The organism is Streptomyces sp. NPDC087859, from assembly GCF_044742595.1.
Taxonomy (GTDB): domain Bacteria; phylum Actinomycetota; class Actinomycetes; order Streptomycetales; family Streptomycetaceae; genus Streptomyces; species Streptomyces canus_F.
On record NZ_JBIUUU010000010.1, the window covers coordinates 152,022 to 173,327 of the forward strand.

Genomic DNA, 21,306 nt, shown 5'->3' on the forward strand with positions numbered 1-21,306 from the left:
GCGAGACGCTCCTTACGGCACCCGTTAGATGCGCATAGCATCGGGTTCCGCATGAACACGATGACGCTCTGGCACATCACCGGCTGGGAGTTCGCCGCCCTGGCCTTCGCGGCCCTCCTCGTCGGCTTCTCGAAGACCGCCGTGAGCGGGGCCAACACGGTCAGCCTCGCCATTTTCGCCGCGGTCCTGCCCGCCCGCGCCTCGACCGGCGTCCTGCTGCCGATCCTGATCGCCGGGGACGTGCTCGCCGTCCTCACCTACCGGCGCCACGCCCACTGGCCGACGCTGTGGAAGCTGTTCCCGGCGGTCGCGGCGGGCGTGGTCGCCGGCACGCTCTTCCTGATGTGGGCCGACGACGAGATGGTCCGGACGTCGATCGGCGCCATCCTGCTGCTGATGGCCGCCGTGACGGTGTGGCGCCGCCGCACCGCCGACCAGGCCGACGAACCCGACTCGGTCGCCACGAGGACAGGGCGGATCAAAGCCCGTTCCTACGGCGTCCTGGGCGGCTTCACCACCATGGTCGCCAACGCCGGCGGCCCCGTGATGTCGATGTACCTGCTGTCGGCGGGCTTCCGGAAGCTCGGCTTCCTGGGCACCTCCGCCTTCTTCTTCCTGATCGTCAACACGTCCAAGGTGCCCTTCAGCGTGGGCCTCGGCCTGATCGACGGGCACTCGCTCCTGCTCGACGCCGCGCTCGTGGCGTTCGTCGTCCCCGGCGCGCTGCTCGGCAAGTGGGCCGTGAACAGGATCAACCAGCGGCTCTTCGAACAGCTCGTGATCGCGGCGACGATCGTCGGCGGCCTCCAGCTACTGCTCCGCTGACCACGACCGGAGCAGCGCGGGCAGCTCCGCGAACGAGTCGATCACATGGTCCGGGGTGCCGCTCGCGTCCCGATGCGTCTGCGGCAGGTACTTGCCCGTCCTGACCAGCACGCCCGTGACCCCGGCGGCCTGCGCCGCCAGTACGTCCGACTCCACGTCGTCGCCCACCATCACCGCCTCGTCCGCACCGGCCCCCAGCCGGGCCAGTGCCGAGGCGAAGAACGCGCGCGACGGCTTCCCCGTCACCACCGCGTCGGTACGGGCCGCCTTCTCCAGCCCCGCCAGGAACGCACCCGCGTCCAGCTGGAGTCCGTCGTCGGTACGCCAGTACAGATTCCGGTGCATCGCCACCAGCCGCGCGCCGCGCTGGAGATGCCCGAACGCCCGGTTCAGCGCCACGTAGTCGAACTCGGGCCCCGCACCCCCGACGATCACGACGTCCGGGACGGTCCCGGTGTCCCCGGCATCGATCACGTCCACGTCCCCGAGGTCCTCCCCGATGTCCCCGCTGTTCAGCAGCGCACAGCGGGCCCCCGGAAAGTGCTCGGCGATGTACGCGGCGGTGACGGCGGGCGCGGTCAGGATGTCCCGCGCCGTCACCGGGAACCCCGCCTTCGCCAGCGTCCCGGCGATCGACGCCCGTGTCCGGGAGGTCGTGTTGGTCACGAGCGCGACGGCGAGACCGGCCTCGCGGATCTCCCGCAACGCCTCGACCGCACCCGGCAACGGCTCCCACGAGACGGTCAGAACCCCGTCGATGTCGATCAGTACGGCGCGCACGGAGTCCATGGCAGGACGATAGCGATCCGCCCGGCCCGGCGGAGCGATCCGGACCCATGCCACACCACCCCCACACTTCAGGGCGCGGTGATCGTGGACAGATCGAACGCGTCCCCCCGTGCCCGCTCTCCCGCACGCCCTTCGTACGCTCTCCCTCATGGCCCCCCACGTCCTCATCCTCGGCGGCACCACCGAGGCGCGTGAACTCGCCGCCGCGCTCACCGCGCTGCCCGGCATCCGCGTCACCACCTCGCTCGCGGGGCGCGTGAAACGCCCCGGAGCGGTCACCGGGGACGTGCGGATCGGGGGCTTCGGTGGTGCGGACGGGCTCGCGGAGTGGCTGCGGGAGCAGCACGTGGACGCCCTCGTCGACGCCACGCATCCGTTCGCCGAGGCCATGACGGAGAACGCGGCCCGGGCCGCCGCCGCGACCGGCGTACCGGTGGTGGTGCTGCGCCGCCCGGGGTGGCGGCCCGGTCCCGAGGACCGCTGGTACCCGGTCGGTTCGCTGGCGGAGGCCGCCGGTCTGCTGCCGCTGCTGGGCCCCCGGGTGTTCCTCACCACCGGACGCCTGGGCCTCGCGGCCTTCGCGCACCTGACCGAGCTCCACTTCGTCGTACGCTCCGTGGAACTGCCCGAGCCGCCGATGCCGCCGCGCACCGAAGTCCTGCTGGCACGCGGCCCGTTCACCGTGGACGACGAGTCCGCGCTGCTGTCCACGCACTGCGTCGACGTCGTGGTCACGAAGGACAGCGGGGGAGCGGCGACCGCCGCCAAACTCACGGCCGCACGCCGACTGGCGTTGCCCGTCGTGGTCGTACGACGTCCCCCGCTGCCCGCGGACCTGGAGCCGGTGCCCGATGTCGCCGGGGCCCTGGAGCGGCTGGGCCTCAGCCGGAGATGACCGAGGCCCGCATGCGGTCGATGGCGCGCAGCACCTCGGTGCGGTTCTTGGCGCTCTTGATCCAGGCGGGGAGCCGGCCGATGTACGTCATCTTGCGCCCGTGCTCGTACCAGGGAGCCCGCTCCCGCAGGTCCGCCGCCACGAACCGCCTGAGCAGGTCGAGGTGTTCGAGGTTGTACGCCGACACCGTGCCATGACGGGTCTCGGTCCGCAGCCACAGCTTCGGCCAGGCGCACCGGTTCGTGGGCCGGCACAGACCGCAGGACCGGCAGACCACCCGCGGCTGCGGCGGTGCGCTCCGCTCGAAGTGCGCGATCCGGTCGCAGCGCGGGCAGCGGACCAGCATCGAGCCGCTGAAGTGGTGCGCGTCGAGGCCGGGATCGTGGAAGCGGAGGGGAGGCATGACGGGAGTATGACGAGTGCCCGGCCCGTCCCGCACCCGGATTCTCAGCGGGTGGAGGCGAGTTCCCCGGACCGCTCCGTCAGCCCGTTGCCCAGGTCCTCCACCAGCAGACGCTTGGAGATCGTGTCGACCGCGGCCAGCAGATCCGTGCCCGCCGGTCGGCCGATGTCCTGCTGCACCCGTTCCTCCAGCCACGTGGCCCAGGCCTTGCCGATGACCTGGGCCTCACGGGCGCCCGCGTCGGTGTGCGAGAAGAGGTTGCCGGCCCGGGTCAGATAGCCCTCGTCGATCATCCGGTCGAAGACCGGCAGCAGCACCTCGGGCGGCATGTGACGGCGGGCGGCCATCAGGCCCAGGCTGGCGTGGCCGGTCATCCGCGTGAACAGCTCCACCTGCATGACCGCCCAGGCACCGGCGATGTCCAGACGGGTGTCGGACGCCGCCACGATACGGCGCGCGTCCTCCACCCCCGTGGTGCCGATGATCTTCCCGACCGCCGCCTCCAGCACCCGCTGCGAGTCCGCCCCGGACGGCTGCCCGAAGCCCTCGCCCATGTCGGTCGAGCCCGCCCGCGCGCTGTCGCGCAGCTGGACCTGCTTGAGGAACAGGGCGACCACGAAGCCCAGCGCCGCCACCGGCACCGTCCACAGGAAGACGGTCTGGATGGTGTCGGCGTAGGCGTCGATGATCGGGGAGGCCACCGCCGGGGGCAGGTCGTGCACGCCCTCCGGGCTGGTCGCCGCCTTGGCGATGACCGCCGGGTCGAGACCGCTGCCGGTCTGCGCGGCCCGCGCGACCCCCTCCTCGAGGTTGGGCTCGAGCGAGTTGGCGTAGATGGTGCCGAAGACGGCCGTGCCGAACGAACTGCCCAGCGTACGGAAGAAGGTGACACCGGAGGTGGCGGTGCCCAGGTCGGTGTAGTCGACGGTGTTCTGCACGGCGATCGTCAGCACCTGCATGCACAGACCGATTCCGGTGCCGAGCACAAACATGTACAGCGACTCCAGCCAGGCCCCGGTGTCCGGCCCCATCAGGGACATCAGATACAGCCCGACCCCCATCACCAGGGAGCCGACGATCGGGAAGATCCGGTACTGCCCGGTCTTGCTGACCACGTTGCCGCTCGCGACGGACGCGATGAGCAGGCCGATGACCATCGGCAGCGTCCGCACCCCGGAGACCGTGGCCGAGTCACCGTCGACGTACTGGAGATAGCTCGGCAGATAGGTCATCGCGCCGAGCATGGCGAAGCCGACGATGAAGCTGAGGATCGAGCAGACGGTGAACACCGGATTCCTGAACAGCCGCATCGGCAGCATCGGTTCCGGCGCCCGGGTCTCCGCCCAGCAGAACAGGCCGAGGGCGACGGTGCCGCCGACGAACAGGCCGATGATGACGCCCGAACCCCAGGCGTACTCGTTGCCGCCCCAACTCGTCGCCAGGATCAGCGCGCTGGCGCCGGCCGCGACCAGTGCGATGCCGAGGTAGTCGATGATCGGCCGGGAGGCCGACTTCACCACCGGGATCGTGCGGGCCGCCGCGAAGACCACGACGATCGCGATCGGGACGTTGACGTAGAACGCCCAGCGCCAGGTCAGATGGTCGGTGAACAGGCCGCCGAGCAGTGGTCCGATGACGGTCGCGACACCGAAGACGGCACCGATGGCGCCCTGGTACTTGCCGCGCTCCCGCAGCGGGATGACGTCGGCGATGAGGGCCATCGACGTGACCATCAGACCGCCCGCGCCGATGCCCTGCATCGCCCGCCAGGTGATCAGCAGCGTCATGTTCCCGGCGAGACCGCACAGGAACGAACCCGTGATGAACACGATCGCCGAGACCTGGAAGACCACCTTGCGGCCGAACAGGTCGCCGAACTTGCCGACCAGGACCGTCGAGACGGTCTCCGCGAGCAGATAGGAGGTGACCACCCACGACATGTGCTCGGCGCCGCCCAGGTCCGACACGATCGTCGGCAGGGCCGTGCCGACGATCGTCTGGTCGAGGGCGGCCAGCAGCATGCCCAGCATGATCGTCACGAAGACGACGTTGCGACGACGCTTGTCCAGCACCGGCGGCTCTGCGGCGGGCGGCGCGACTTCCTCGGTGACGGTCACGAGGTCACGATCACACCGGCCGCCCAGGGACGCCTGCGGGGTGGGGCCGCTCGGGTGCCCTATCGCTTCCCGGGGTTGCGGCGCAGCAGATACGTGTCCATGATCCAGCCCTTGCGCTCCCGGGCCTCGGCCCGCAGCCGCTCGATCCGGGGCGCGGCCTCGGCGATCGGCCCCGAGGCGAGGATCTCGTCCGGGGTGCCGATGTAGGCGCCCCAGTAGATGTCGATGTCCTCGTCCGCGTAGCGCCGGAAGGTCTGGTGGGCGTCGAGCATCACGACCACGTCGTCCACGCCCTCGGGGAACCCCTCGGCGAGCCGCCGTCCGGTCGTGATCTGCACGGGCCGGGCGACCCGGTTCAGCCCGGTGCGATGCCGGGCGACGAGCGCGGAGACGCTGCTGATGCCGGGCACGACGTCGTAGTCGAAGCTGACGGCACCCCGTTCCAGGATCTCCTCCAGGATCCCGAGCGTGCTGTCGTACAGCGCGGGGTCGCCCCACACCAGGAACGCGCCGCTCTCGTCCTCGCCGAGCTCCTCGGTGATCAGCCGCTCGTAGATCTCGGCACGGGCGCTGCGCCAGTCGCCGACGGCGGGCGAGTACGCCGCGCCGCCCGCCTTGCGGTCCCGGTCCGGATCCCGCGCCTCGACGACGCGGTACGTCCCCTGCGGTATGTGCGTCTCCAGCATGTCCCGGCGCAGATCCGTCAGGTCGCTCTTCACCTCGCCCTTGTCCAGGACGAAGAACACGTCCGTGCTCCGCAGCGCCCTGACCGCCTGGAGGGTGAGCTGGTCGGGGTCGCCCGCGCCGATACCGATGACATGAATCTTTCGCACGCCCCGAGTCTGCCGTACGGCACTGACAGTGACGGCACCGCGTCCGGAGTGGGGCCGTGGCCGGGGTGGCGAGACCTCGGACGAGCCGCGGGTGCGGGTGGGGCGGAGTCCTGTGGCAGGGGCGCGGTGCGGGGCCCGGTGCTGAGGACGCACCCGAGGCTCGATGCCGTGGGGCTGTGGCTGTGCCTGCGTGGAGCGAGTCCTCCCGGCCCTGGGCCCGCCCGGGACCCGCACGCGCGCCCAGGACCGGAGGCGTTCAGGACAGTGGGCGCGTCCGGTGTCACTGCCGCAGGCGCGGCGCCCGGACCTCCGCGTCCACGGGCTCGCCGCCGCGCTCCACGTCCTCCGCCAGCTCCCTCGCCCACACCGCGAGCCCGGCCAGATCCATTCCGTACGGCTGCTTCGGCTTCGCACCGGACGCCCACTCCTCGATCGCCCCCGCCCCGCGCCGCAGCAGCCGCGCCCCGCCCGTGACGTTGCCCCGGGCCGCGTGCGTGAGGCCGACCGCGAGCTGGGCCAGGCCCCGCCACAGAGCCCGCTCCTCCTCGGGCCCTGACTTCCAGGCGTCCTCGAAGACCTCGTGCGCATGGAAGGGCTTGCCCGCGTCCAGCAGCTCCTGCGCCTCCGCGACGCTCCGCTCGGGGGTGCGTACCACCCCCTCCGGCTGCCGCTCCACCCCGTCCGCGCCGTACGGCAGGGGCCGCCCGAGCCCGTCCCGCGGCCGTGCGTTGCGCGCCCGCCCCTCGTCGTCCCGGTCCCTGGCGTCGGCCTGCTGTCCTGAGGATGTGCTGCCCATGTGCCGATTGTCCCGCGCGGCCCTGGCCGTCTTCGAGGCGGCCCGCCAGGTGGGGTAAAGTGCTCTTCGCGCGATCACGCGGTTCACCGCGCGAAAACGCACCGGGACGTGGCGCAGCTTGGTAGCGCACTTGACTGGGGGTCAAGGGGTCGCAGGTTCAAATCCTGTCGTCCCGACGGTGTTCACCGGCGGATCTGCCCGAGGCAGGTCCGCCGGTCGCGTTTCAGCGGTCGCGCTGCCGCGTCCGGCCCCGGTAACGCTCCGCCACATCCCCCAGATACCCCCGCAGCATGATCTTCGCCTCGTCCAGCAGCGCCGCGTCCCCCGCCCTGTCCCGCCGGAACGCCTCCTGGGCGAGAGCGTCGGCCGCGAGCATGGCCGCGTGACAGGTGCGGGCCAGCGCCTCGTCGTCCTCGGCGAGGTCGAGGGCGAGCAGGATACGGCGGATGCCGTCGGCCATACGGCGCTTGTGCTCACGGTCGGCGGCGCGAGTCTGCTCGGTCAGGCCGCTGCCGAACCACAGGGCCCGGAAGCCGTGTTCGGTGCGGTAGACGGAGGCGAACGCGTCGATGAGGATGCCGACCGGGTCGTCCCAGCGCTGCGCGGCGGCCGCGTCGACCAGGTCGTCCATCGCGGCCTCCAGCTTCGCGAAGTACCCGGCCGCGAGGGCCTCGATGATCGCGCCCCGGTCCGGCAGGTACTGGTACAGCGAGCCGACCGAGACCCTCGCCTCGGCCGCGATCCGGGTCGTGGTGAGCGCCTCGACGCCCTCCTCGACCAGCACGCGCTCGGCGGTCTCCAGGACCCGGGCGAGCCGGGCCTTGCTACGGGCCTGCTGGGGCGTGCGGCGCAGCGAGGCGACGCCCGCCGCCCAGTCGGTGTCCGCGATGGGATCGGCCACGCAACAACCTCCGAACGTGAACGTGACTTTGTTTCATGTTTAGGTTAGCGTCGCGCGCATGACCGACTCAAGCTCGGCGTGGAGCGGGGAGCGGGCCGCCGTTGCCGACGCCTGCCGTCGGCTGGGCGCCGAGGGACTCCTGATCGGCACGGCCGGGAACGTCAGCGTGCGCACGGACGACCGCGTCGCGATCACCGCCACCGGCGCGGTCCTCGCCGACCTCACCCCGGACCAGGTGACCGTCGTCGACCTCGACGGAAAGATCGTGTCGGGAAGCCTCGAGCCGACCTCGGAACTGGACCTGCACCTCGGTGTCTATCGCCGCTACGGCTCCGGCGCCGTCGTCCACACCCATGCGCCCATGGCGACCGCGCTCTCCCTCGTCCTCGACGAACTGCCCTGCATCCACTACCAGTTGCTCACTCTCGGCGGCACCGTACGCGTGGCACCGTACGCCACCTTCGGCACCCCGGAGCTCGCCGAGTCGGTGCTCACCGCCCTGGAGGGCCGCGGCGGAGCACTGATGGCCAACCACGGCGCGGTCACCCACGCCCCGACGCTCGACAAGGCGGTCGAGCACGCCCTGCTGCTGGAGTGGGCCTGTGGGGTGTACCAGAGCGCGGCCGCTCTCGGGCAGCCCCGCGTCCTCGACGAACAGCAGCAACTCGCGGTCATCGAGGCCGCCATCGCGCGCAACTACGGCACCACACAATCCGTACCACCTGTGCAGGAGGGACCCTGATGAAGGTCGTCACGATGGGCGTGCACGTACTGGACGTGCTGGTACGGCCGGTGGAGGCCATACCCGAGGGGCAGGGCGCCACCCTGGTGGATGACATCCGCATGACCGCCGCCGGTACGGCCGCCGGCACCGCGCTCACCCTCGCCAAGCTCGGCGCACGGGTGCGGACCGCTGGAGCGATCGGCACCGACCCGACGGGCGACCTGCTGGTGCGGCTGCTCGACAAGGCCGGTATCGACACCGGGCTGCTCGTCCGCCGTACCGACACCTCCACCTCCGCGAGCGTGCTGCCCATCCGGCCCAACGGCGACCGCCCCTCCCTCCACCTCCTCGGCGCCAACATCACCTACGGCCTCGACGACGTCCCCTGGGACGCGGTCGCCGAGGCGACCCATCTCCACCTGGGCGGACCGGAGCTGATCGGCGCCGATGTCGCCGCGCGCATCCTGGCGCACGCCAAGGAGCATGGCGTCGTCACCTCCGTGGACCTTCTCGCCCCCGGTGAGCTCGGCACCTTCGACCAGATCGAGCCGCTGCTCCCGTACGTCGACTACCTGCTGCCCAACGACGACCAGGTGCTCGGCTTCAGCGGCGAGGGCGACCTCGTCACCGGCGCGAAGAAGCTGGTCGCCGCCGGGGCCGGGCTCGTCGCCGTCACCCGCGGCGGTGACGGCGCGCTGCTGGTGACCGCCGAGGGCACCGAGGCCGTCCCCGCCTTCGAGATCGACGTCGTCGACACGACCGGATGCGGCGACGCCTTCTCCGCCGGCTTCCTGCGCGGCATCAGCCTCGACCGCACGCCGCGTGAGGCCGCCGTCCTGGGCAGTGCCGCGGCGGCGCTGGTGGCGCAGGGGCTCGGCAGCGACCACGGGGACTTCGACCTCGCCGAGGTCGACGAGTTCTCCATGACCGCCAAGGTGCGCACATGAGCTGAGGGCCCAGGAGCACCACGGAACGCGGGACGCCTCCGTGGTGCATCCCTCCCAAGGCCCGACCGGTGGTGCCCGCACCGACGCTCCCGGGGCTGATAGACAGGGAGACATGACCACCTTGATCTTCCGCCCGACCCGGAACGCCCGATGACCGCCGGCATCGACACCCCCGACGGCCGGGGCCGCACCGGACTCCACCGCACCGGCCTCGACCTCACCGGCAACCCCCGCGTCAAGGTCCGCGACGTGAAACTCCTGTCCAGCCACTGGTACGTCGAACGGACCACCACCTTCGACCTCCAACTCGCCGACGGCAGTTGGAGCACCCAGCAGCGCGAGACCCACGACCGCGGCAACGGCGCCACCATGCTGCTCTACGACGCCGAACGCGAAACCGTCCTGCTCACCCGGCAGTTCCGCTTCCCCGTCTACGTCAACGGCCACCCCGACGGCATGCTGATCGAGACGCCGGGCGGGCTGCTCGACGACGAGGACGAGCACCCGGAGATCGCGGTACGGCGTGAGGTGATCGAGGAGACCGGGCACACCATCGGCGAGGTCCGGCACGTCTTCGACGTCTACATGAGCCCCGGGTCCGTGACCGAACGGGTCAGCTTCTACGCCGCCGAGTACGGCCCCTCGACCCACACCCACGAGGGCGGCGGCCTGGACGAGGAGGGCGAGGACATCGAGATCCTCGAACTGCCCTTCCGCCGGGCCCTGGAGATGATCCGCGCGGGGGAGATCGCCGACGCGAAGACCATCATGCTGCTGCAATGGGCGGCTCTGGAGGGACCGTTCGCCGGCAAGGCGTGAATCCCCTTGCCTTGAAGTGCACTTCACGTTGCAGACTCCCGTTCGCGCACCCCGAATGCGGATGCGTGAACGGGAGGGGTTTCCCATGAAGTACCGCACCATCGGCACCGACCCGAAGACCCGCCGCGAGGTCAGTGTGCTCGCCCTCGGCGCGATGCTGTTCGGCTCGCGCACCGACGAGGAGACCGCCTTCGCCGTGCTCGACCGCTATGTCGAGGCCGGCGGGAACTTCATCGACACGTCCGACAACTACGCCTTCTGGATCGACGGCGGCCAGGGCGGCCAGAGCGAGGAGCTTCTCGGGCGCTGGCGGCGCAGCCGCGGCATCGGCGGCGAGATCGTGATCGCCACCAAGCTCGGCGCCCGCCCGCTCGCCCCCGGCACCAGCTATGTCGACAACGCGGAGGGCCTGTCCGCGAAGGTGATCCGCGAGGCCGCCGAGCGCAGCCGGGAACGGCTCGGCGTGGACACGCTGGATCTGCTCTACGCCCATATCGAGGACCACGCGGTGCCCCTGCGGGAGACCGTCGAGGGCTTCGCCGAACTGGTCGCCGAGGGCACGGTCGGCCTCCTCGGCGTCAGCAACCACGCCGTGTGGCGGGTCGAGCGCGCCCGGTCGATCGCCGCCGCGGCCGGACTGCCCGGCTACGAGGTGTTCCAGTACGCCCACAGCCACCTCCGGCCGCGCTACGACGTCCCCGACGACCTCTTCCCCGACGGCAGCCTCGGCCACGCGGGACCCGACCTCCTCGGCTATCTGCGCGAGGAGCCCGGTCTGACCCTGGTCGCCTACTCGCCCCTGCTCAAGGGCGCCTACACGCACCCGGACCGGCTGCCCGCCGACTTCGACCACCCGGGCACCCCGGCCCGCCTCCAGGTCCTGCGCGAGGTGGCCCGCGAGACCGGGGCGACCGTCAACCAGGTCGTCCTGGCCTGGCAGATCGGCGGCGCGCTGCCGATCGTCCCGCTGGCCGGAGTGTCCTCGGTGGCCCAACTGGAGGAGAACCTGGCCGCGATCGACCTGGAGCTGACCGAGGAGCAGCGGGCCCGGCTGGACGGGGCGCACTGACCACGGCCGCAGTAGGCTCCGAAGGACCCGAAGGGAGAGTGCGCCATGAGCCTGTTCCCCACCGAGCGGTCCGTCCGGACGACCCCCGAAGGCCTGCTCTGGGAGCCCGGTGAACGGTGGGTGCGCGGCTACAAACGCGACGTCGCCGTCGTCGACAGCCGTCACCCGGTCCTCGTCTGGGAGCCCGGCGTCCCCGTCCCGTGTTACGCGTTCCCCCGCGAGGAGGTCCGCACGGACCTCCTGCGCCCGGCGAAGAACCCGCGCACCGGCGCCCACACCGGATCGCAGGCCTTCTACGACCTCGAGGTCGACGGCGAGCTCGTGGAGAACGCGGCGTGGACCTTCCCGGCCGACGACCTCGCCGGGCACATCGCCTTCGAGTGGTTCCGGCACTGGGACAGCGGCCTGGACCACTGGTACGAGGAGGAGGAAGAGATCTTCGTCCACCCCCGTGACCCGCACAAACGGGTGGACGCCCTGCCCAGCAGCCGCCATGTCGTGGTCGAGATCGCCGGCACCGTCGTCGCCGACACCCGGCGACCGGTACTGCTCTTCGAGACCTCGCTGCCCACGCGGTACTACATCCCCCGCGAGGACGTCCGCCTCGACCTGTTCACCCCGACCGACCACCGCACCGGCTGCCCGTACAAGGGCACGGCCGAGTACTGGAGCCTGCGCGGCGAGGGCGACGTCCCCCGCAACATCCTGTGGAGCTACCCGGAGCCGCTGCTCGCGGTGGCCCCGGTCAAGGGGCTCCTCGCCTTCTACAACGAGGCCGTCGACATCACCGTGGACGGTGAGCGCGAGGAGCGGCCGGTCACGCCGTTCACCGCGAGCCTCACGCCCTGACCAGCAGCTGGAAGTCGAACGCGTACCGGGACGCACGGTAGATGTGCGTCCCGTACTCGACCGGCCGGCCGGTGTCGTCGTAGGCCGTGCGCTGCATCGTCAGCAGCGCGGCCCCGGCCTTCTCGTCCAGGCGTGCCGCCTCCTCGGCGGTGGCGCAGCGGGCCCCTATGGTCTGGCGGGCACTGTGCAGGGTGATGCCCGCCGAGCGCATCAACCGGTACAGGCCCGTCGACTCCAGCCGGGCGGAGTCGAGTTCGAGGAGGGTCGAGGGCAGGTAGTTGCACAGGACCGCGACCGGCTGGCCGTGCGTGGCGCGCAGCCGTTCCAGGACGACGACGTCGCTGCCCTCCGCGACACCGAGCGCGGCGGCCACGTCGGCGGAGGCCGGGGTGTGCTCGTTGCGCACCACCACCGTGGTCGGCCCCTGTCCGGCGGCCTCCAGGTCGTCGTAGAGGCTGCTCAGTTCCAGGCCGCGCTTGACCTGGCTGTGCACCACCTGCGTGCCCACCCCGCGGCGGCGGACCAGCAGTCCCTTGTCGACGAGGGACTGGATCGCCTGGCGGACCGTCGGCCGGGACAGGCCGAGGCGTACGGACAGGTCTATCTCGTTGCCCAGGAGGTTTCCCGGGGCGAGGGCCCCGTGCTCGATCGCCGCCTCCAGCTGCTGGGCGAGCTGGTAGTAGAGCGGCACCGGACTGGCCCGGTCCAGGGCGAAGTCCAGGGAATCGAGCGCGGGCGCGGTAGCGGCACGTGAGGAGCCGCCGGTCTTCGCCATGGAACGTCCCTCCCTTCTGAGGAAGCGTCAGGAGTGGCTGGGGAAGCCGAGGTTGATGCCCGCGTCGGCCGGGTCCGGCCACCGCGTGGTGATCACCTTGCCCTGGGTGTAGAAGGCGACGCCGTCGTTGCCGTAGACGTGCAGATCGCCGAAGAGGGAGTCCTTCCAGCCGCCGAAGGAGTGGTAGCCGACAGGGACCGGGATCGGGACATTCACGCCGACCATGCCCGCCTTGACCTCCAGCTGGAAGCGGCGGGCGGCGCCGCCGTCCCGGGTGAAGATCGCGGTGCCGTTGCCCCAACGGGAGTCGTTGATCAGCTTGATGGCCTCGTCGTACGACTCCGCACGGACCACCACCAGCACCGGGCCGAAGATCTCGTCCCGGTAGGCGTCCGCCGTCAGCGGCACCTTGTCCAGCAGCGAGACACCGAGGAAGAAGCCGTTCTCGTGGCCCTCGACGGAGTGTCCGGTGCCGTCGACGACGACCACCGCGCCCTGCTCGGCGGCCGACGTCACGTAGGACGCCACCTTGTCGCGGTGCTCGCGCGTGATCAGCGGGCCCATCTCGCTCGACGGGTCGTTGCCGGGGCCGATCCTCAGGTTCTCCGCGCGCTCGGCGATCTTGCCGACCAGTTCGTCACCCGTGTCGCCGACCGCCACGACCACCGACACGGCCATGCAGCGCTCGCCCGCCGATCCGTAGGCCGCGTTGATCGCCTGGTCGGCGGCGAAGTCCAGATCGGCGTCGGGCAGGACCAGCATGTGGTTCTTGGCGCCACCGAGCGCCTGCACCCGCTTGCCGTGCTCGACCGCCCTGAGCTGGATGTACTTGGCGATCGGTGTCGAGCCGACGAAGGAGACCGCCTCGATGTCGGGGTGCTCCAGGAGGCGGTCGACGGCCACCTTGTCGCCCTGCACGATGTTGAGGACACCGTCCGGCAGGCCCGCCTCGGAGGCGAGTTCGGCCAGCCGGAAGGAGGCCGAGGGGTCCTTCTCGCTGGGCTTGAGCACGAAGGTGTTCCCGCAGGCGATGGCGAGCGGGAACATCCACATCGGCACCATGGCCGGGAAGTTGAACGGGGTGATGCCCGCGACCACGCCCAGCGGCTGCCGGATCGAGGCGACGTCGACCCGGGTCGAGACCTGCGTCGACAGCTCGCCCTTCAGCTGCACGCTGATCCCGCAGGCCAGCTCCACGATCTCCATGCCGCGCGCCACCTCGCCGAGCGCGTCGCTGTGCACCTTGCCGTGCTCCGCGGTGATCAGCTCGGCGATCTCGTCGCGGTGGGCGTCAAGGAGCTCGCGGTACTTGAAGAGGACCGCCGTGCGCCTGGCCAGCGAGGAGGTGCCCCAGCTCTCGAACGCGGCCTTGGCGGAGGCCACGGCGGCGTCCACCTCGTCGACCGTCGCGAACGCGACCTGCTTCTCCTGTGCGCCGGTCGCCGGGTTGTAGACGGCGCCGTGGCGGCCGGAGAGGCCTTCGACGGGCTTGCCGTCGATCCAGTGGGTGAGGGTCTTCATGGTGCGGGGCCTTTCCTGAGCGGTGGTTCAGAGGTGGCGGCGGCGGTCGGCGACCTGGCGGTCGTACTCCCCGCGGGCTCGTACGGCCGCCTCGCGGGAGGCGGTCTCGGCGACCGGCACGTCCCACCAGGCCTCGGTCGGGGGAGCGGCCGGGTTGGCGGTGTCGGTCTCGACGTACACACAGGTCGGCCGGTCCGAGGCGCGGGCCGCGGTCAGTGCCTTCCGCAGTTCGCGCACCGTCTTGGCGCGCAGCACGTCCATGCCGAGGCTGGCCGCGTTGGCGGCGAGGTCGACGGGGAGCGGGGCGCCGGAGAAGGTGCCGTCGGCGGCGCGGTAGCGGTAGGCGGTGCCGAAGCGCTCGGCGCCGACCGTCTCGGAGAGGCCGCCGATGGAGGCGTAGCCGTGGTTCTGGATGAGGACCAGGTTGATCGGCAGGCCCTCCTGGACGGCCGTGACGATCTCGGTCGGCATCATCAGATAGGTGCCGTCGCCGACCAGCGCCCACACGGGTGTGCCGGGGCTCGCCTGCTGGACGCCGATCGCGGCCGGGATCTCGTAGCCCATGCAGGAGTAGCCGTACTCCAGGTGGTACTGGCGGGGGCCGCGGGCCCGCCAGAGCTTGTGCAGGTCGCCGGGGAGCGAGCCCGCCGCGTTGATCACCACGTCCTCGTCGCCGACGACCGCGTCGAGGGCGCCGAGGAGCTGGGTCTGGGTCGGGACGGCGTTCTCGTCGGCGGCGCCGAAAGCCGCGTCGACCACCTGCTCCCAGCGTTCCTTGCCGGAGCGGTACGCGGATTCGTAGGCCGGGTCCACCCGGTGGCCGGACAGCGCCTCCGTCAACGCCGTGAGCCCCGCCCGGGCGTCGCAGACCAGCGTCCGCGCCGCGAGTTTGTGGGCGTCGAAGCCGGTGATGTTGAGGTTGAGGAACCGGACGCCGGGGTCGAGGAAGAGCGTGCCCGAGGCGGTGGTGAAGTCCGTGTACCTCGTGCCCACTCCGATCACCAGGTCCGCGGTGCGGGCCAGGTCGTCGCTGACCGACGTCCCGGTGTGGCCGATGCCGCCGAGGTCGGCGGGGTGATCGTGGCGCAGCGAGCCCTTGCCGGCCTGGGTCGAGGCGACCGGGATGCCGGTGGCGTCCACGAGCGCCTTCAGCGCCTCCTCGGCCTTGCTGTGGTGGATGCCGCCGCCCGCGACGATCAGGGGGCGGGCGGCGGACCGTACGGCACGTACCGCCTCGGCCAGCTCGACGGGATCGGGAGCGGGACGGCGTACGCGCCACACGCGGTCGGCGAAGAACTCCTCCGGCCAGTCGTGGGCCTCCGCCTGCACGTCCTGGGGGAGGGCGAGGGTGACGGCGCCGGTCTCCGCGGGGTCGGCGAGGATCCGCATGGCGTTGAGGGCCGAGGGGATCAGGGCTTCCGGGCGGGTGACGCGGTCGAACCAGCGGGAGACCGGGCGCAGGGTGTCGTTGACCGAGACGTCCGCCTCCGTGGGGTGCTCCAGCTGCTGGAGGAGCGGGTCGGCGGTGCGGGTGGCGAAGTAGTCGCCGGGCAGCAGCAGGACCGGGATGCGGTTGATCGTCGCGAGGGCGGCGCCGGTGACGAGGTTGGTCGCGCCGGGGCCGATGGATGTCGTCACGGCCTGTGCGGAGAGCCGGTCGAGGTGGCGGGCGTGACCGACGGCCGCGTGCACCATGGACTGCTCGTTGCGGCCCTGGTGGAACGGCATCACGCCCTCACCGGCCTCCAGCAGCGCCTGACCGAGGCCCGCCACGTTGCCGTGGCCGAAGATGCCCCAGGTCCCGGCGATCAGCCGGTGCCGCACCCCGTCCCGCTCGGTGTACTGGACGGACAGGAACCGCACCAGGGCTTGGGCGACGGTCAGGCGGCGGGTGGGCGTGCTCATCAGGACTTCTCCGGTGCCGTGTAGAGGGGGAGGCGGGGGTCGGCCGGCTGGTCGGGCCAGGTGTCGCGGATGCCGGCGTGGTCCGGGTGGTCGCGGATCATCCAGACGCGCTCGGCCTCGGGGCCCGCCATGACGTTGAGGTAGTACATGTGGTGACCGGGCACGGCCATGGAGGGCCCGTGCCAGCCGTCCGGGATCAGCACGACGTCACCGCCGCGCACTTCGGCCAGGACGTCGGTGTTGCGGCCCCGGCCCGACGGTGAGACGCGTTGGTAGCCGCAGCCGCTCGGGCCGTCGAACTCGAAGTAGTAAATCTCCTCGAGCACCGACTCCTCACCTGGGCGGTGCTCGTCGTGCTTGTGCGGCGGGAAGGACGACCAGTTGCCGCCGGGCGTGAGCACCTCGACGGCGATCAGCTTGTCGCACTCGAATCCCTGTCCATCGGCGCCTCCGGCGCGGGAGGCCGCACCGAAGTTGTTGACCTGCCGGGAGCAGCTGCCCGTGCCGCGCAGCTCCACCGGTACGTCGGACGCCGGTCCGTAGCGGGCGGGCAGCCGCCTGGTGCAGCGCGCGCCGGTGAGGGCGAACCGTCCGCCGCCGGTCGTCGAGACCGTCGTACGGGAATCGCGGGGGACGTACGCGAAGTCGCTGACGCCCGTGAACACGCTCTCGCGGCCGTGGAGTGGGAACGTGTCACCGCCGAACTCGTCGGCCGTGGTCACCGTGCAACCGCCGGCCAGGGGCAGGACGATCCACTCGCTCTCGCCGGTGTCGAAGGTGTGGGTGGCGCCCGGCGGCAGCTCCAGGACGCGGAGAGCGGAGTGGCCCCAGCCGGCCGACTCGGGGGACACGTCGACCAGGTAGGGGCCGCCGAGGGCCTTTCCCGCGGGGAGGTGGTACGTCATCGGTGCCTCCGTGCCTTCCATTCCTCTCGTGTCACAGCAGTCCGACGGCCGTGTCGACCGCGCTCTCCACGCTGCCCTCGGCCGGGTAGAGCAGGGAGCGGCCCACGACCATGCCCTGGACCGTCGGCAGCCTGAGGGCCTTGCGCCAGCGCTCGTAGGCGGCCTCCTGGTCGTCCACCTCGCCGCCGAGCAGCACCGCGGGCAGGGTGGAGGCCTCCAGGACCTCCGCCATGTCGTCCGGGTCGTGGGTCACGGGCAGCTTCAGCCAGGTGTACGCGGAGGTGCCGCCGAGGCCCGAGGCGATGGCGATCGACCTGGTGACGGCCTCGGGGGAGAGGTCGTTGACGACCCTGCCGCCGAGCCGCCGGGAGAGGAACGGTTCCACGAACAGGGGGAGCCGGTGGGCCGCCATGTCGTCGATCGCGCGGGCCGTCGACTCCAGCGTGGTCAGCGAGCCCGGGTCGTCGTAGTCGATGCGCAGCAGCAGCTTGCCCGCGTCGAAGCGGAGCCGGGCGAGGTCCTGGGCGCGGTGGCCGGTGAAGCGGTCGTCCAGCTCGAAGGCGGCGCCCGCGAGGCCGCCGCGGTTCATCGAGCCCATGACGACCTTGTTCTCCAGCACGCCGAGCAGGAGCAGGTCCTCCAGGATGTCCGCGGTGGCCAGCACCCCGTCCACGCCAGGGCGTGACAGGGCGACACAGAGGCGTTCCAGCAGGTCGGCACGGTCGGCCATGGCGAGCGGGCGGTCGCCGACGCCGAGGGCGCCACGGGCCGGGTGGTCGGCGGCCACGATCATCAGCCGGCCGCTGTCGCCCAGCAGCGGGCGCCGCGCGCGGCGGGCGGCCGCCTCGGCGATCGCCTCCGGATGCCGGGCCCTGAGGGAGGCGAGGTCGCGGATGCCGGTGCTCACGACGGGACCCCGTCCAGCAGGCCCTCGACCTCGGCCGCCGTCGGCATCGCCGAGGAGCAGGCGAGACGGGAGGCGACGAGGGCGCCGGCCGCGTTGGCGTACCGCATGATCCGCTCCAGCTCCCAGCCGGACAGCAGACCGTGGCAGAGCGAGCCGCCGAACGCGTCACCGGCGCCGAGGCCGTTGACCACCTCGACCGGGACCGGCGGGACCTCGGCGGTCGTGCCGTCGCGGTGGACCGCGAGCACACCCTTGGGGCCCTGCTTGACGACGGCCAGCTCGACTCCGGCCGCCAGCAGGGCCTCCGCGCAGGCGCGGGGTTCGCGGAGGCCGGTGGCGATCTCGCACTCGTCGAGGTTGCCGACCGCGACGGTCGCGTGCCGCAGGGCCTCCGCGTAGTACGGGCGGGCCTCGTCGGGGTCCCGCCAGAACATGGGGCGCCAGTCGAGGTCGAAGACGGTGGTACCCGCCTTGGCGCGTGCCTTCAGCGCGGCGAGCGTGGCCGAGCGGCTGGGTTCCTCGCTCAGACCGGTGCCGGTGATCCAGAAGATCCGGGCCGCGCGGATCGCGAAGTAGTCCAGCTCATCCGTGTGGATCTCCAGGTCGGGAGCCTTGGGCCGGCGGTAGAAGTACAGCGGGAAGTCGTCCGGCGGGAAGATCTCGCAGAACGTCAGCGGCGTCGGGTACGCGGGCACCGATGTCACCCAGCGGTCGTCGACGCCGAACTCCTTGAGCGCGGTGTGGAGGTAGGTGCCGAAGGGGTCGTCGCCGGTGCGGGTGATCACGGCGGCGGAGCGGCCCAGCCGGGCGGCGGCGACCGAAACATTGGCCGCCGAACCGCCCAGAAACTTTCCGAACTTCTGCACATCGCCCAGTGGCACGCCGGTCTGGAGTGGGTAAAGATCAACTCCTATGCGGCCGATCGTGATCAAGTCGAAGGGCTGGGATGAATCGGCCATGTGTGACGCTCCTCGAGTCCCAGGGGGCCTGTCGCCTCCCAGATGTAGGACCCGGAGGGCAACCCTGTCAAGACTTTGTACTTACATTCGGACCTGATTGTGAAATGATGTCTTAACAAAGTATTGACAGCGGGCTCCGGAAGGGATGGAATCCCGTCCCAGTACAACCGCCGTATTTGCGGCACGCGACCCGGACATGCCAAGATCCCGGGCCTCGGAATCCCCCGGGACCTTTCTCCCTTTCCCCCGTAAGCACAGTGAGGTGCAGGAAAGATGGACCGCTCTTCTCACTCCCGTTCTCGTCGATTCGCCCCAGTTGTGGCGATCGCCGCGGCGGCTGCCCTGACCCTCGCCGGCTGCTCCAGCAGCTCCGGGGGCAAGAAGTCCGAGGAGAGCGCAGACGGCGCCTCAGCGGGCAAGGCCTCCACTCCGCGCATGACGATCGCACTGGTCACGCACCAGTCGCAGGGCGACACCTTCTGGGACATCGTCCGCAAGGGCGCCACGGCCGCGGCCGCCAAGGACAACGTCAAGCTGGTCTACTCGGCCGACCCGAGCGCGGCCAAGCAGGCCGGCCTCATCCAGAACGCCATCGACCAGAAGGTCGACGGCATCGCGGTCACCCTCGCCAAGCCGGACGCCCTCAAGGACGTCATAGGCAAGGCGAAGGCGGCGGGTATCCCCGTCGTCGGCCTCAACTCCGGTGTCAGCGAGTGGCAGAAGCTCGGCCTGATGGAGTTCTTCGGCCAGGACGAGACCGTCGCCGGTGAGGCGCTCGGCAAGCGGCTGAACGAGGCCGGCGCCAAGAGCGCCGTCTGTGTCGTCCAGGAGCAGGGCAACATCGGCCTGACCCAGCGCTGCGACGGCGTCGACAAGACCTTCGACGGCAAGCTCCAGACGCTCAACGTCAACGGCACCGACATGCCGTCCGTGACGTCGACGATCACCGCCAAGCTCAGCGACAAGTCCATCGACTACGTCGTCACCCTGGGCGCCCCCTTCGCGCTGGCCGCGGTGCAGTCCGTGTCGGACGCGGGCAGCAAGGCCAAGATCGCCACCTTCGACCTCAACAAGGACCTGACGGGCGCCATCAGCAAGGGCTCCATCGAGTTCGCGGTCGACCAGCAGCCCTACCTCCAGGGCTACCTGGCGATCGACTCGCTGTGGCTCTACAAGAACAACGGCAACTACATGGGCGGCGGCGAGCAGCCGGTGCTGACCGGACCCGCCTTCGTCGACAAGACCAACGTCGACAAGGTCGCCGAGTTCGCCTCGAAGGGCACCCGGTGATGGGTATGACCCAGCATGCCGAGCCGGCGGTGACCACACCGCCGGCCCCCGGCCCGAAGGAGACAGACGGCCGGACCGCTCAACGATCCCTGGCGCTGCGCCTGTTGGCGCGCCCCGACGTCGGCGTCTTCCTCGGCGCCGTGGCGGTGTGGGTGTTCTTCCTCATCGCCGCCCCGCCGGTGCGCGACGGCGGCTCGATGGCCAACATCCTGTACCAGTCCTCCACCATCGGGATCATGGCGCTGCCCGTGGCGCTGCTGATGATCGGCGGCGAGTTCGACCTCTCCTCCGGCGTCGCGGTCATCACCTCGGCGCTCACCGCGAGCATGCTCGCCTACCAGCTCACCATGAACGTGTGGGTGGGCGTCATCGCCGCGCTGATCGCGTCGCTCGCGATCGGCTTCCTCAACGGCTGGCTGGTGATGAAGACCGGTCTGCCCAGCTTCCTGATCACCCTGGGCACGTTCCTGATCCTCCAGGGCGTGAACCTCGCGGTCACCAAGCTGGTCACCGGCAACGTGGCCACCGACGACATCAGCGACATGGACGGCTTCGCCGGAGCGAAGAAGATCTTCGCCTCGTCCTTCGAGGTCGGCGGCGTCCAGATCAAGATCACCATCGTCTACTGGCTGGTCTTCGCCGCACTGGCGACCTGGGTGCTGCTGCGCACCAAGTACGGCAACTGGATCTTCGCCGTCGGCGGCAACAAGGACTCCGCGCGGGCCGTCGGTGTCCCGGTGACCTTCACGAAGATCTCCCTGTTCATGCTGGTCGGCTTCGGCGCCTGGTTCGTCGGCATGCACAACCTGTTCGCCTTCAACACCGTGCAGTCCGGCGAGGGCGTCGGCCAGGAGCTCATCTACATCTCCGCGGCCGTCATCGGCGGCTGTCTGCTGACCGGCGGCGCCGGCTCCGCGATCGGCCCGGTCTTCGGCGCGTTCATGTTCGGCATGGTGCAACAGGGCATCGTGTACGCCGGCTGGAACCCGGACTGGTTCAAGGCCTTCCTCGGCGTGATGCTGCTCGGCGCCGTAATGATCAATCTGTGGGTCAGCCGTACGGCGACCCGGAGGTGAC

General features: G+C 70.9%; 21 protein-coding genes and 1 tRNA gene. 10 read left to right on the forward strand and 12 right to left on the reverse strand.

What is annotated here, in order from left to right; translation table 11 throughout:
- Positions 1 to 51: 51 nt before the first annotated feature.
- Positions 52 to 825, forward strand: coding sequence for a sulfite exporter TauE/SafE family protein (locus ACIOHP_RS25315; protein ID WP_361543053.1), 774 nt, complete (start codon positions 52 to 54; stop codon positions 823 to 825).
- On the opposite strand, the gene ACIOHP_RS25320 is transcribed toward ACIOHP_RS25315, so the two are convergent.
- The gene (locus ACIOHP_RS25320) at positions 811 to 1,842 is read right to left on the reverse strand and encodes an HAD-IIA family hydrolase (protein ID WP_401891094.1); all 1,032 of its coding nucleotides are present in this window, start codon (positions 1,840 to 1,842) and stop codon (positions 811 to 813) included. The two genes, ACIOHP_RS25315 and ACIOHP_RS25320, sit on opposite strands and share 15 nt — an antisense overlap.
- Here ACIOHP_RS25320 and ACIOHP_RS25325 point away from each other — a divergent pair.
- Positions 1,763 to 2,509: a cobalt-precorrin-6A reductase gene (locus ACIOHP_RS25325; RefSeq protein ID WP_361543047.1), complete on the forward strand. Its 747-nt coding sequence runs from the start codon at positions 1,763 to 1,765 to the stop codon at positions 2,507 to 2,509. The two genes, ACIOHP_RS25320 and ACIOHP_RS25325, sit on opposite strands and share 80 nt — an antisense overlap.
- Here ACIOHP_RS25325 and ACIOHP_RS25330 read toward each other — a convergent pair.
- The 4 genes from ACIOHP_RS25330 to ACIOHP_RS25345 all read right to left on the reverse strand — a co-directional run bounded on the left by ACIOHP_RS25330 (position 2,496) and on the right by ACIOHP_RS25345 (position 6,658).
- On the reverse strand, positions 2,496 to 2,912 hold the full coding sequence (locus ACIOHP_RS25330) for a hypothetical protein (protein WP_361543044.1): 417 nt from the start codon (positions 2,910 to 2,912) through the stop codon (positions 2,496 to 2,498). The genes ACIOHP_RS25325 and ACIOHP_RS25330 overlap by 14 nt on opposite strands.
- Before the next feature lie 44 nt (positions 2,913 to 2,956).
- The gene (locus tag ACIOHP_RS25335) at positions 2,957 to 5,029 is read right to left on the reverse strand and encodes an MDR family MFS transporter (protein ID WP_401891098.1); all 2,073 of its coding nucleotides are present in this window, start codon (positions 5,027 to 5,029) and stop codon (positions 2,957 to 2,959) included.
- Positions 5,030 to 5,088: 59 nt separating this feature from the next.
- Positions 5,089 to 5,862, reverse strand: coding sequence for a precorrin-6A synthase (deacetylating) (cobF, locus tag ACIOHP_RS25340; protein WP_401891101.1), 774 nt, complete (start codon positions 5,860 to 5,862; stop codon positions 5,089 to 5,091).
- Between the two features lie 280 nt (positions 5,863 to 6,142).
- Positions 6,143 to 6,658 (reverse strand): DUF309 domain-containing protein, encoded by a 516-nt coding sequence (locus ACIOHP_RS25345; protein WP_401891103.1) that lies wholly within the window; start codon positions 6,656 to 6,658, stop codon positions 6,143 to 6,145.
- Positions 6,659 to 6,760: 102 nt separating this feature from the next.
- Here ACIOHP_RS25345 and ACIOHP_RS25350 point away from each other — a divergent pair.
- A tRNA-Pro gene (locus ACIOHP_RS25350) sits at positions 6,761 to 6,834 on the forward strand.
- A gap of 47 nt (positions 6,835 to 6,881) precedes the next feature.
- Here the strand turns inward: ACIOHP_RS25350 and ACIOHP_RS25355 are convergent.
- Positions 6,882 to 7,559 carry a TetR family transcriptional regulator gene (locus tag ACIOHP_RS25355; protein WP_401891106.1) on the reverse strand — a complete coding sequence of 226 codons (678 nt, stop codon included), beginning with the start codon at positions 7,557 to 7,559 and terminating at the stop codon, positions 6,882 to 6,884.
- Positions 7,560 to 7,617: 58 nt separating this feature from the next.
- Here ACIOHP_RS25355 and ACIOHP_RS25360 point away from each other — a divergent pair, with 58 nt between their 5' ends.
- From ACIOHP_RS25360 to ACIOHP_RS25380, 5 genes are all read left to right on the forward strand, one after another.
- The gene (locus ACIOHP_RS25360) at positions 7,618 to 8,301 is read left to right on the forward strand and encodes a class II aldolase/adducin family protein (protein WP_401891109.1); all 684 of its coding nucleotides are present in this window, start codon (positions 7,618 to 7,620) and stop codon (positions 8,299 to 8,301) included.
- Positions 8,301 to 9,230, forward strand: coding sequence for a carbohydrate kinase family protein (locus tag ACIOHP_RS25365; protein ID WP_401891112.1), 930 nt, complete (start codon positions 8,301 to 8,303; stop codon positions 9,228 to 9,230). Before ACIOHP_RS25360 ends, ACIOHP_RS25365 begins: the two co-directional genes overlap by 1 nt.
- Before the next feature lie 150 nt (positions 9,231 to 9,380).
- Positions 9,381 to 10,049: an NUDIX domain-containing protein gene (locus tag ACIOHP_RS25370; protein ID WP_361491342.1), complete on the forward strand. Its 669-nt coding sequence runs from the start codon at positions 9,381 to 9,383 to the stop codon at positions 10,047 to 10,049.
- An 85-nt stretch (positions 10,050 to 10,134) separates the two neighbouring features.
- On the forward strand, positions 10,135 to 11,118 hold the full coding sequence (locus ACIOHP_RS25375; protein ID WP_401891116.1) for an aldo/keto reductase: 984 nt from the start codon (positions 10,135 to 10,137) through the stop codon (positions 11,116 to 11,118).
- 45 nt (positions 11,119 to 11,163) lie between these two features.
- Entirely contained in the window at positions 11,164 to 11,967 is an 804-nt protein-coding gene (locus tag ACIOHP_RS25380; protein WP_401891119.1) for a DUF427 domain-containing protein, read from the forward strand.
- Here ACIOHP_RS25380 and ACIOHP_RS25385 read toward each other — a convergent pair.
- The 6 genes from ACIOHP_RS25385 to iolC are packed head-to-tail and all read right to left on the reverse strand — an operon-like array spanning position 11,957 to position 18,939.
- On the reverse strand, positions 11,957 to 12,742 hold the full coding sequence (locus tag ACIOHP_RS25385) for a GntR family transcriptional regulator (protein WP_361491336.1): 786 nt from the start codon (positions 12,740 to 12,742) through the stop codon (positions 11,957 to 11,959). The genes ACIOHP_RS25380 and ACIOHP_RS25385 overlap by 11 nt on opposite strands.
- A 27-nt stretch (positions 12,743 to 12,769) precedes the next feature.
- Positions 12,770 to 14,263 (reverse strand): CoA-acylating methylmalonate-semialdehyde dehydrogenase, encoded by a 1,494-nt coding sequence (locus ACIOHP_RS25390; RefSeq protein ID WP_401891123.1) that lies wholly within the window; start codon positions 14,261 to 14,263, stop codon positions 12,770 to 12,772.
- 27 nt (positions 14,264 to 14,290) lie between these two features.
- On the reverse strand, positions 14,291 to 16,168 hold the full coding sequence (gene iolD, locus ACIOHP_RS25395) for a 3D-(3,5/4)-trihydroxycyclohexane-1,2-dione acylhydrolase (decyclizing) (RefSeq protein ID WP_401891125.1): 1,878 nt from the start codon (positions 16,166 to 16,168) through the stop codon (positions 14,291 to 14,293).
- A complete protein-coding gene (gene iolB / locus ACIOHP_RS25400; protein WP_401891128.1) occupies positions 16,168 to 17,073 on the reverse strand; it encodes a 5-deoxy-glucuronate isomerase in 906 nt (301 codons plus the stop codon). Before iolB ends, iolD begins: the two co-directional genes overlap by 1 nt.
- A gap of 31 nt (positions 17,074 to 17,104) precedes the next feature.
- Positions 17,105 to 17,980 (reverse strand): deoxyribose-phosphate aldolase, encoded by an 876-nt coding sequence (locus ACIOHP_RS25405; protein ID WP_361543008.1) that lies wholly within the window; start codon positions 17,978 to 17,980, stop codon positions 17,105 to 17,107.
- Entirely contained in the window at positions 17,977 to 18,939 is a 963-nt protein-coding gene (iolC, locus tag ACIOHP_RS25410; protein ID WP_401891131.1) for a 5-dehydro-2-deoxygluconokinase, read from the reverse strand. The genes ACIOHP_RS25405 and iolC overlap by 4 nt, the downstream gene beginning before the upstream one ends.
- Positions 18,940 to 19,212: 273 nt before the next feature.
- Here iolC and ACIOHP_RS25415 point away from each other — a divergent pair, with 273 nt between their 5' ends.
- Positions 19,213 to 20,229 carry a sugar ABC transporter substrate-binding protein gene (locus tag ACIOHP_RS25415; protein ID WP_401891134.1) on the forward strand — a complete coding sequence of 339 codons (1,017 nt, stop codon included), beginning with the start codon at positions 19,213 to 19,215 and terminating at the stop codon, positions 20,227 to 20,229.
- Complete coding sequence (locus tag ACIOHP_RS25420; RefSeq protein WP_401891137.1) at positions 20,229 to 21,305, forward strand: ABC transporter permease; 1,077 nt, start codon at positions 20,229 to 20,231, stop codon at positions 21,303 to 21,305. Before ACIOHP_RS25415 ends, ACIOHP_RS25420 begins: the two co-directional genes overlap by 1 nt.
- Position 21,306: the final 1 nt, after the last annotated feature.

Excerpts from the sequence above, each read along its gene's own strand:
- ACIOHP_RS25315 (WP_361543053.1), top strand. The coding sequence starts at position 52 with ATGAACACGATGACGCTCTGGCACATCACCGGCTGGGAGTTCGCCGCC.
- ACIOHP_RS25325 (WP_361543047.1), top strand. The coding sequence starts at position 1,763 with ATGGCCCCCCACGTCCTCATCCTCGGCGGCACCACCGAGGCGCGTGAA.
- ACIOHP_RS25320 (WP_401891094.1), bottom strand. The coding sequence starts at position 1,842 with ATGCCGGGCAGCGCGGTGAGCGCGGCGGCGAGTTCACGCGCCTCGGTG.
- ACIOHP_RS25330 (WP_361543044.1), bottom strand. The coding sequence starts at position 2,912 with ATGCCTCCCCTCCGCTTCCACGATCCCGGCCTCGACGCGCACCACTTC.
- ACIOHP_RS25345 (WP_401891103.1), bottom strand. The coding sequence starts at position 6,658 with ATGGGCAGCACATCCTCAGGACAGCAGGCCGACGCCAGGGACCGGGAC.
- ACIOHP_RS25360 (WP_401891109.1), top strand. The coding sequence starts at position 7,618 with ATGACCGACTCAAGCTCGGCGTGGAGCGGGGAGCGGGCCGCCGTTGCC.
- ACIOHP_RS25365 (WP_401891112.1), top strand. The coding sequence starts at position 8,301 with ATGAAGGTCGTCACGATGGGCGTGCACGTACTGGACGTGCTGGTACGG.
- ACIOHP_RS25370 (WP_361491342.1), top strand. The coding sequence starts at position 9,381 with ATGACCGCCGGCATCGACACCCCCGACGGCCGGGGCCGCACCGGACTC.
- ACIOHP_RS25375 (WP_401891116.1), top strand. The coding sequence starts at position 10,135 with ATGAAGTACCGCACCATCGGCACCGACCCGAAGACCCGCCGCGAGGTC.
- ACIOHP_RS25380 (WP_401891119.1), top strand. The coding sequence starts at position 11,164 with ATGAGCCTGTTCCCCACCGAGCGGTCCGTCCGGACGACCCCCGAAGGC.
- ACIOHP_RS25385 (WP_361491336.1), bottom strand. The coding sequence starts at position 12,742 with ATGGCGAAGACCGGCGGCTCCTCACGTGCCGCTACCGCGCCCGCGCTC.
- ACIOHP_RS25390 (WP_401891123.1), bottom strand. The coding sequence starts at position 14,263 with ATGAAGACCCTCACCCACTGGATCGACGGCAAGCCCGTCGAAGGCCTC.
- iolD (WP_401891125.1), bottom strand. The coding sequence starts at position 16,168 with ATGAGCACGCCCACCCGCCGCCTGACCGTCGCCCAAGCCCTGGTGCGG.
- iolB (WP_401891128.1), bottom strand. The coding sequence starts at position 17,073 with ATGACGTACCACCTCCCCGCGGGAAAGGCCCTCGGCGGCCCCTACCTG.
- iolC (WP_401891131.1), bottom strand. The coding sequence starts at position 18,939 with ATGGCCGATTCATCCCAGCCCTTCGACTTGATCACGATCGGCCGCATA.
- ACIOHP_RS25415 (WP_401891134.1), top strand. The coding sequence starts at position 19,213 with ATGGACCGCTCTTCTCACTCCCGTTCTCGTCGATTCGCCCCAGTTGTG.
- ACIOHP_RS25420 (WP_401891137.1), top strand. The coding sequence starts at position 20,229 with ATGGGTATGACCCAGCATGCCGAGCCGGCGGTGACCACACCGCCGGCC.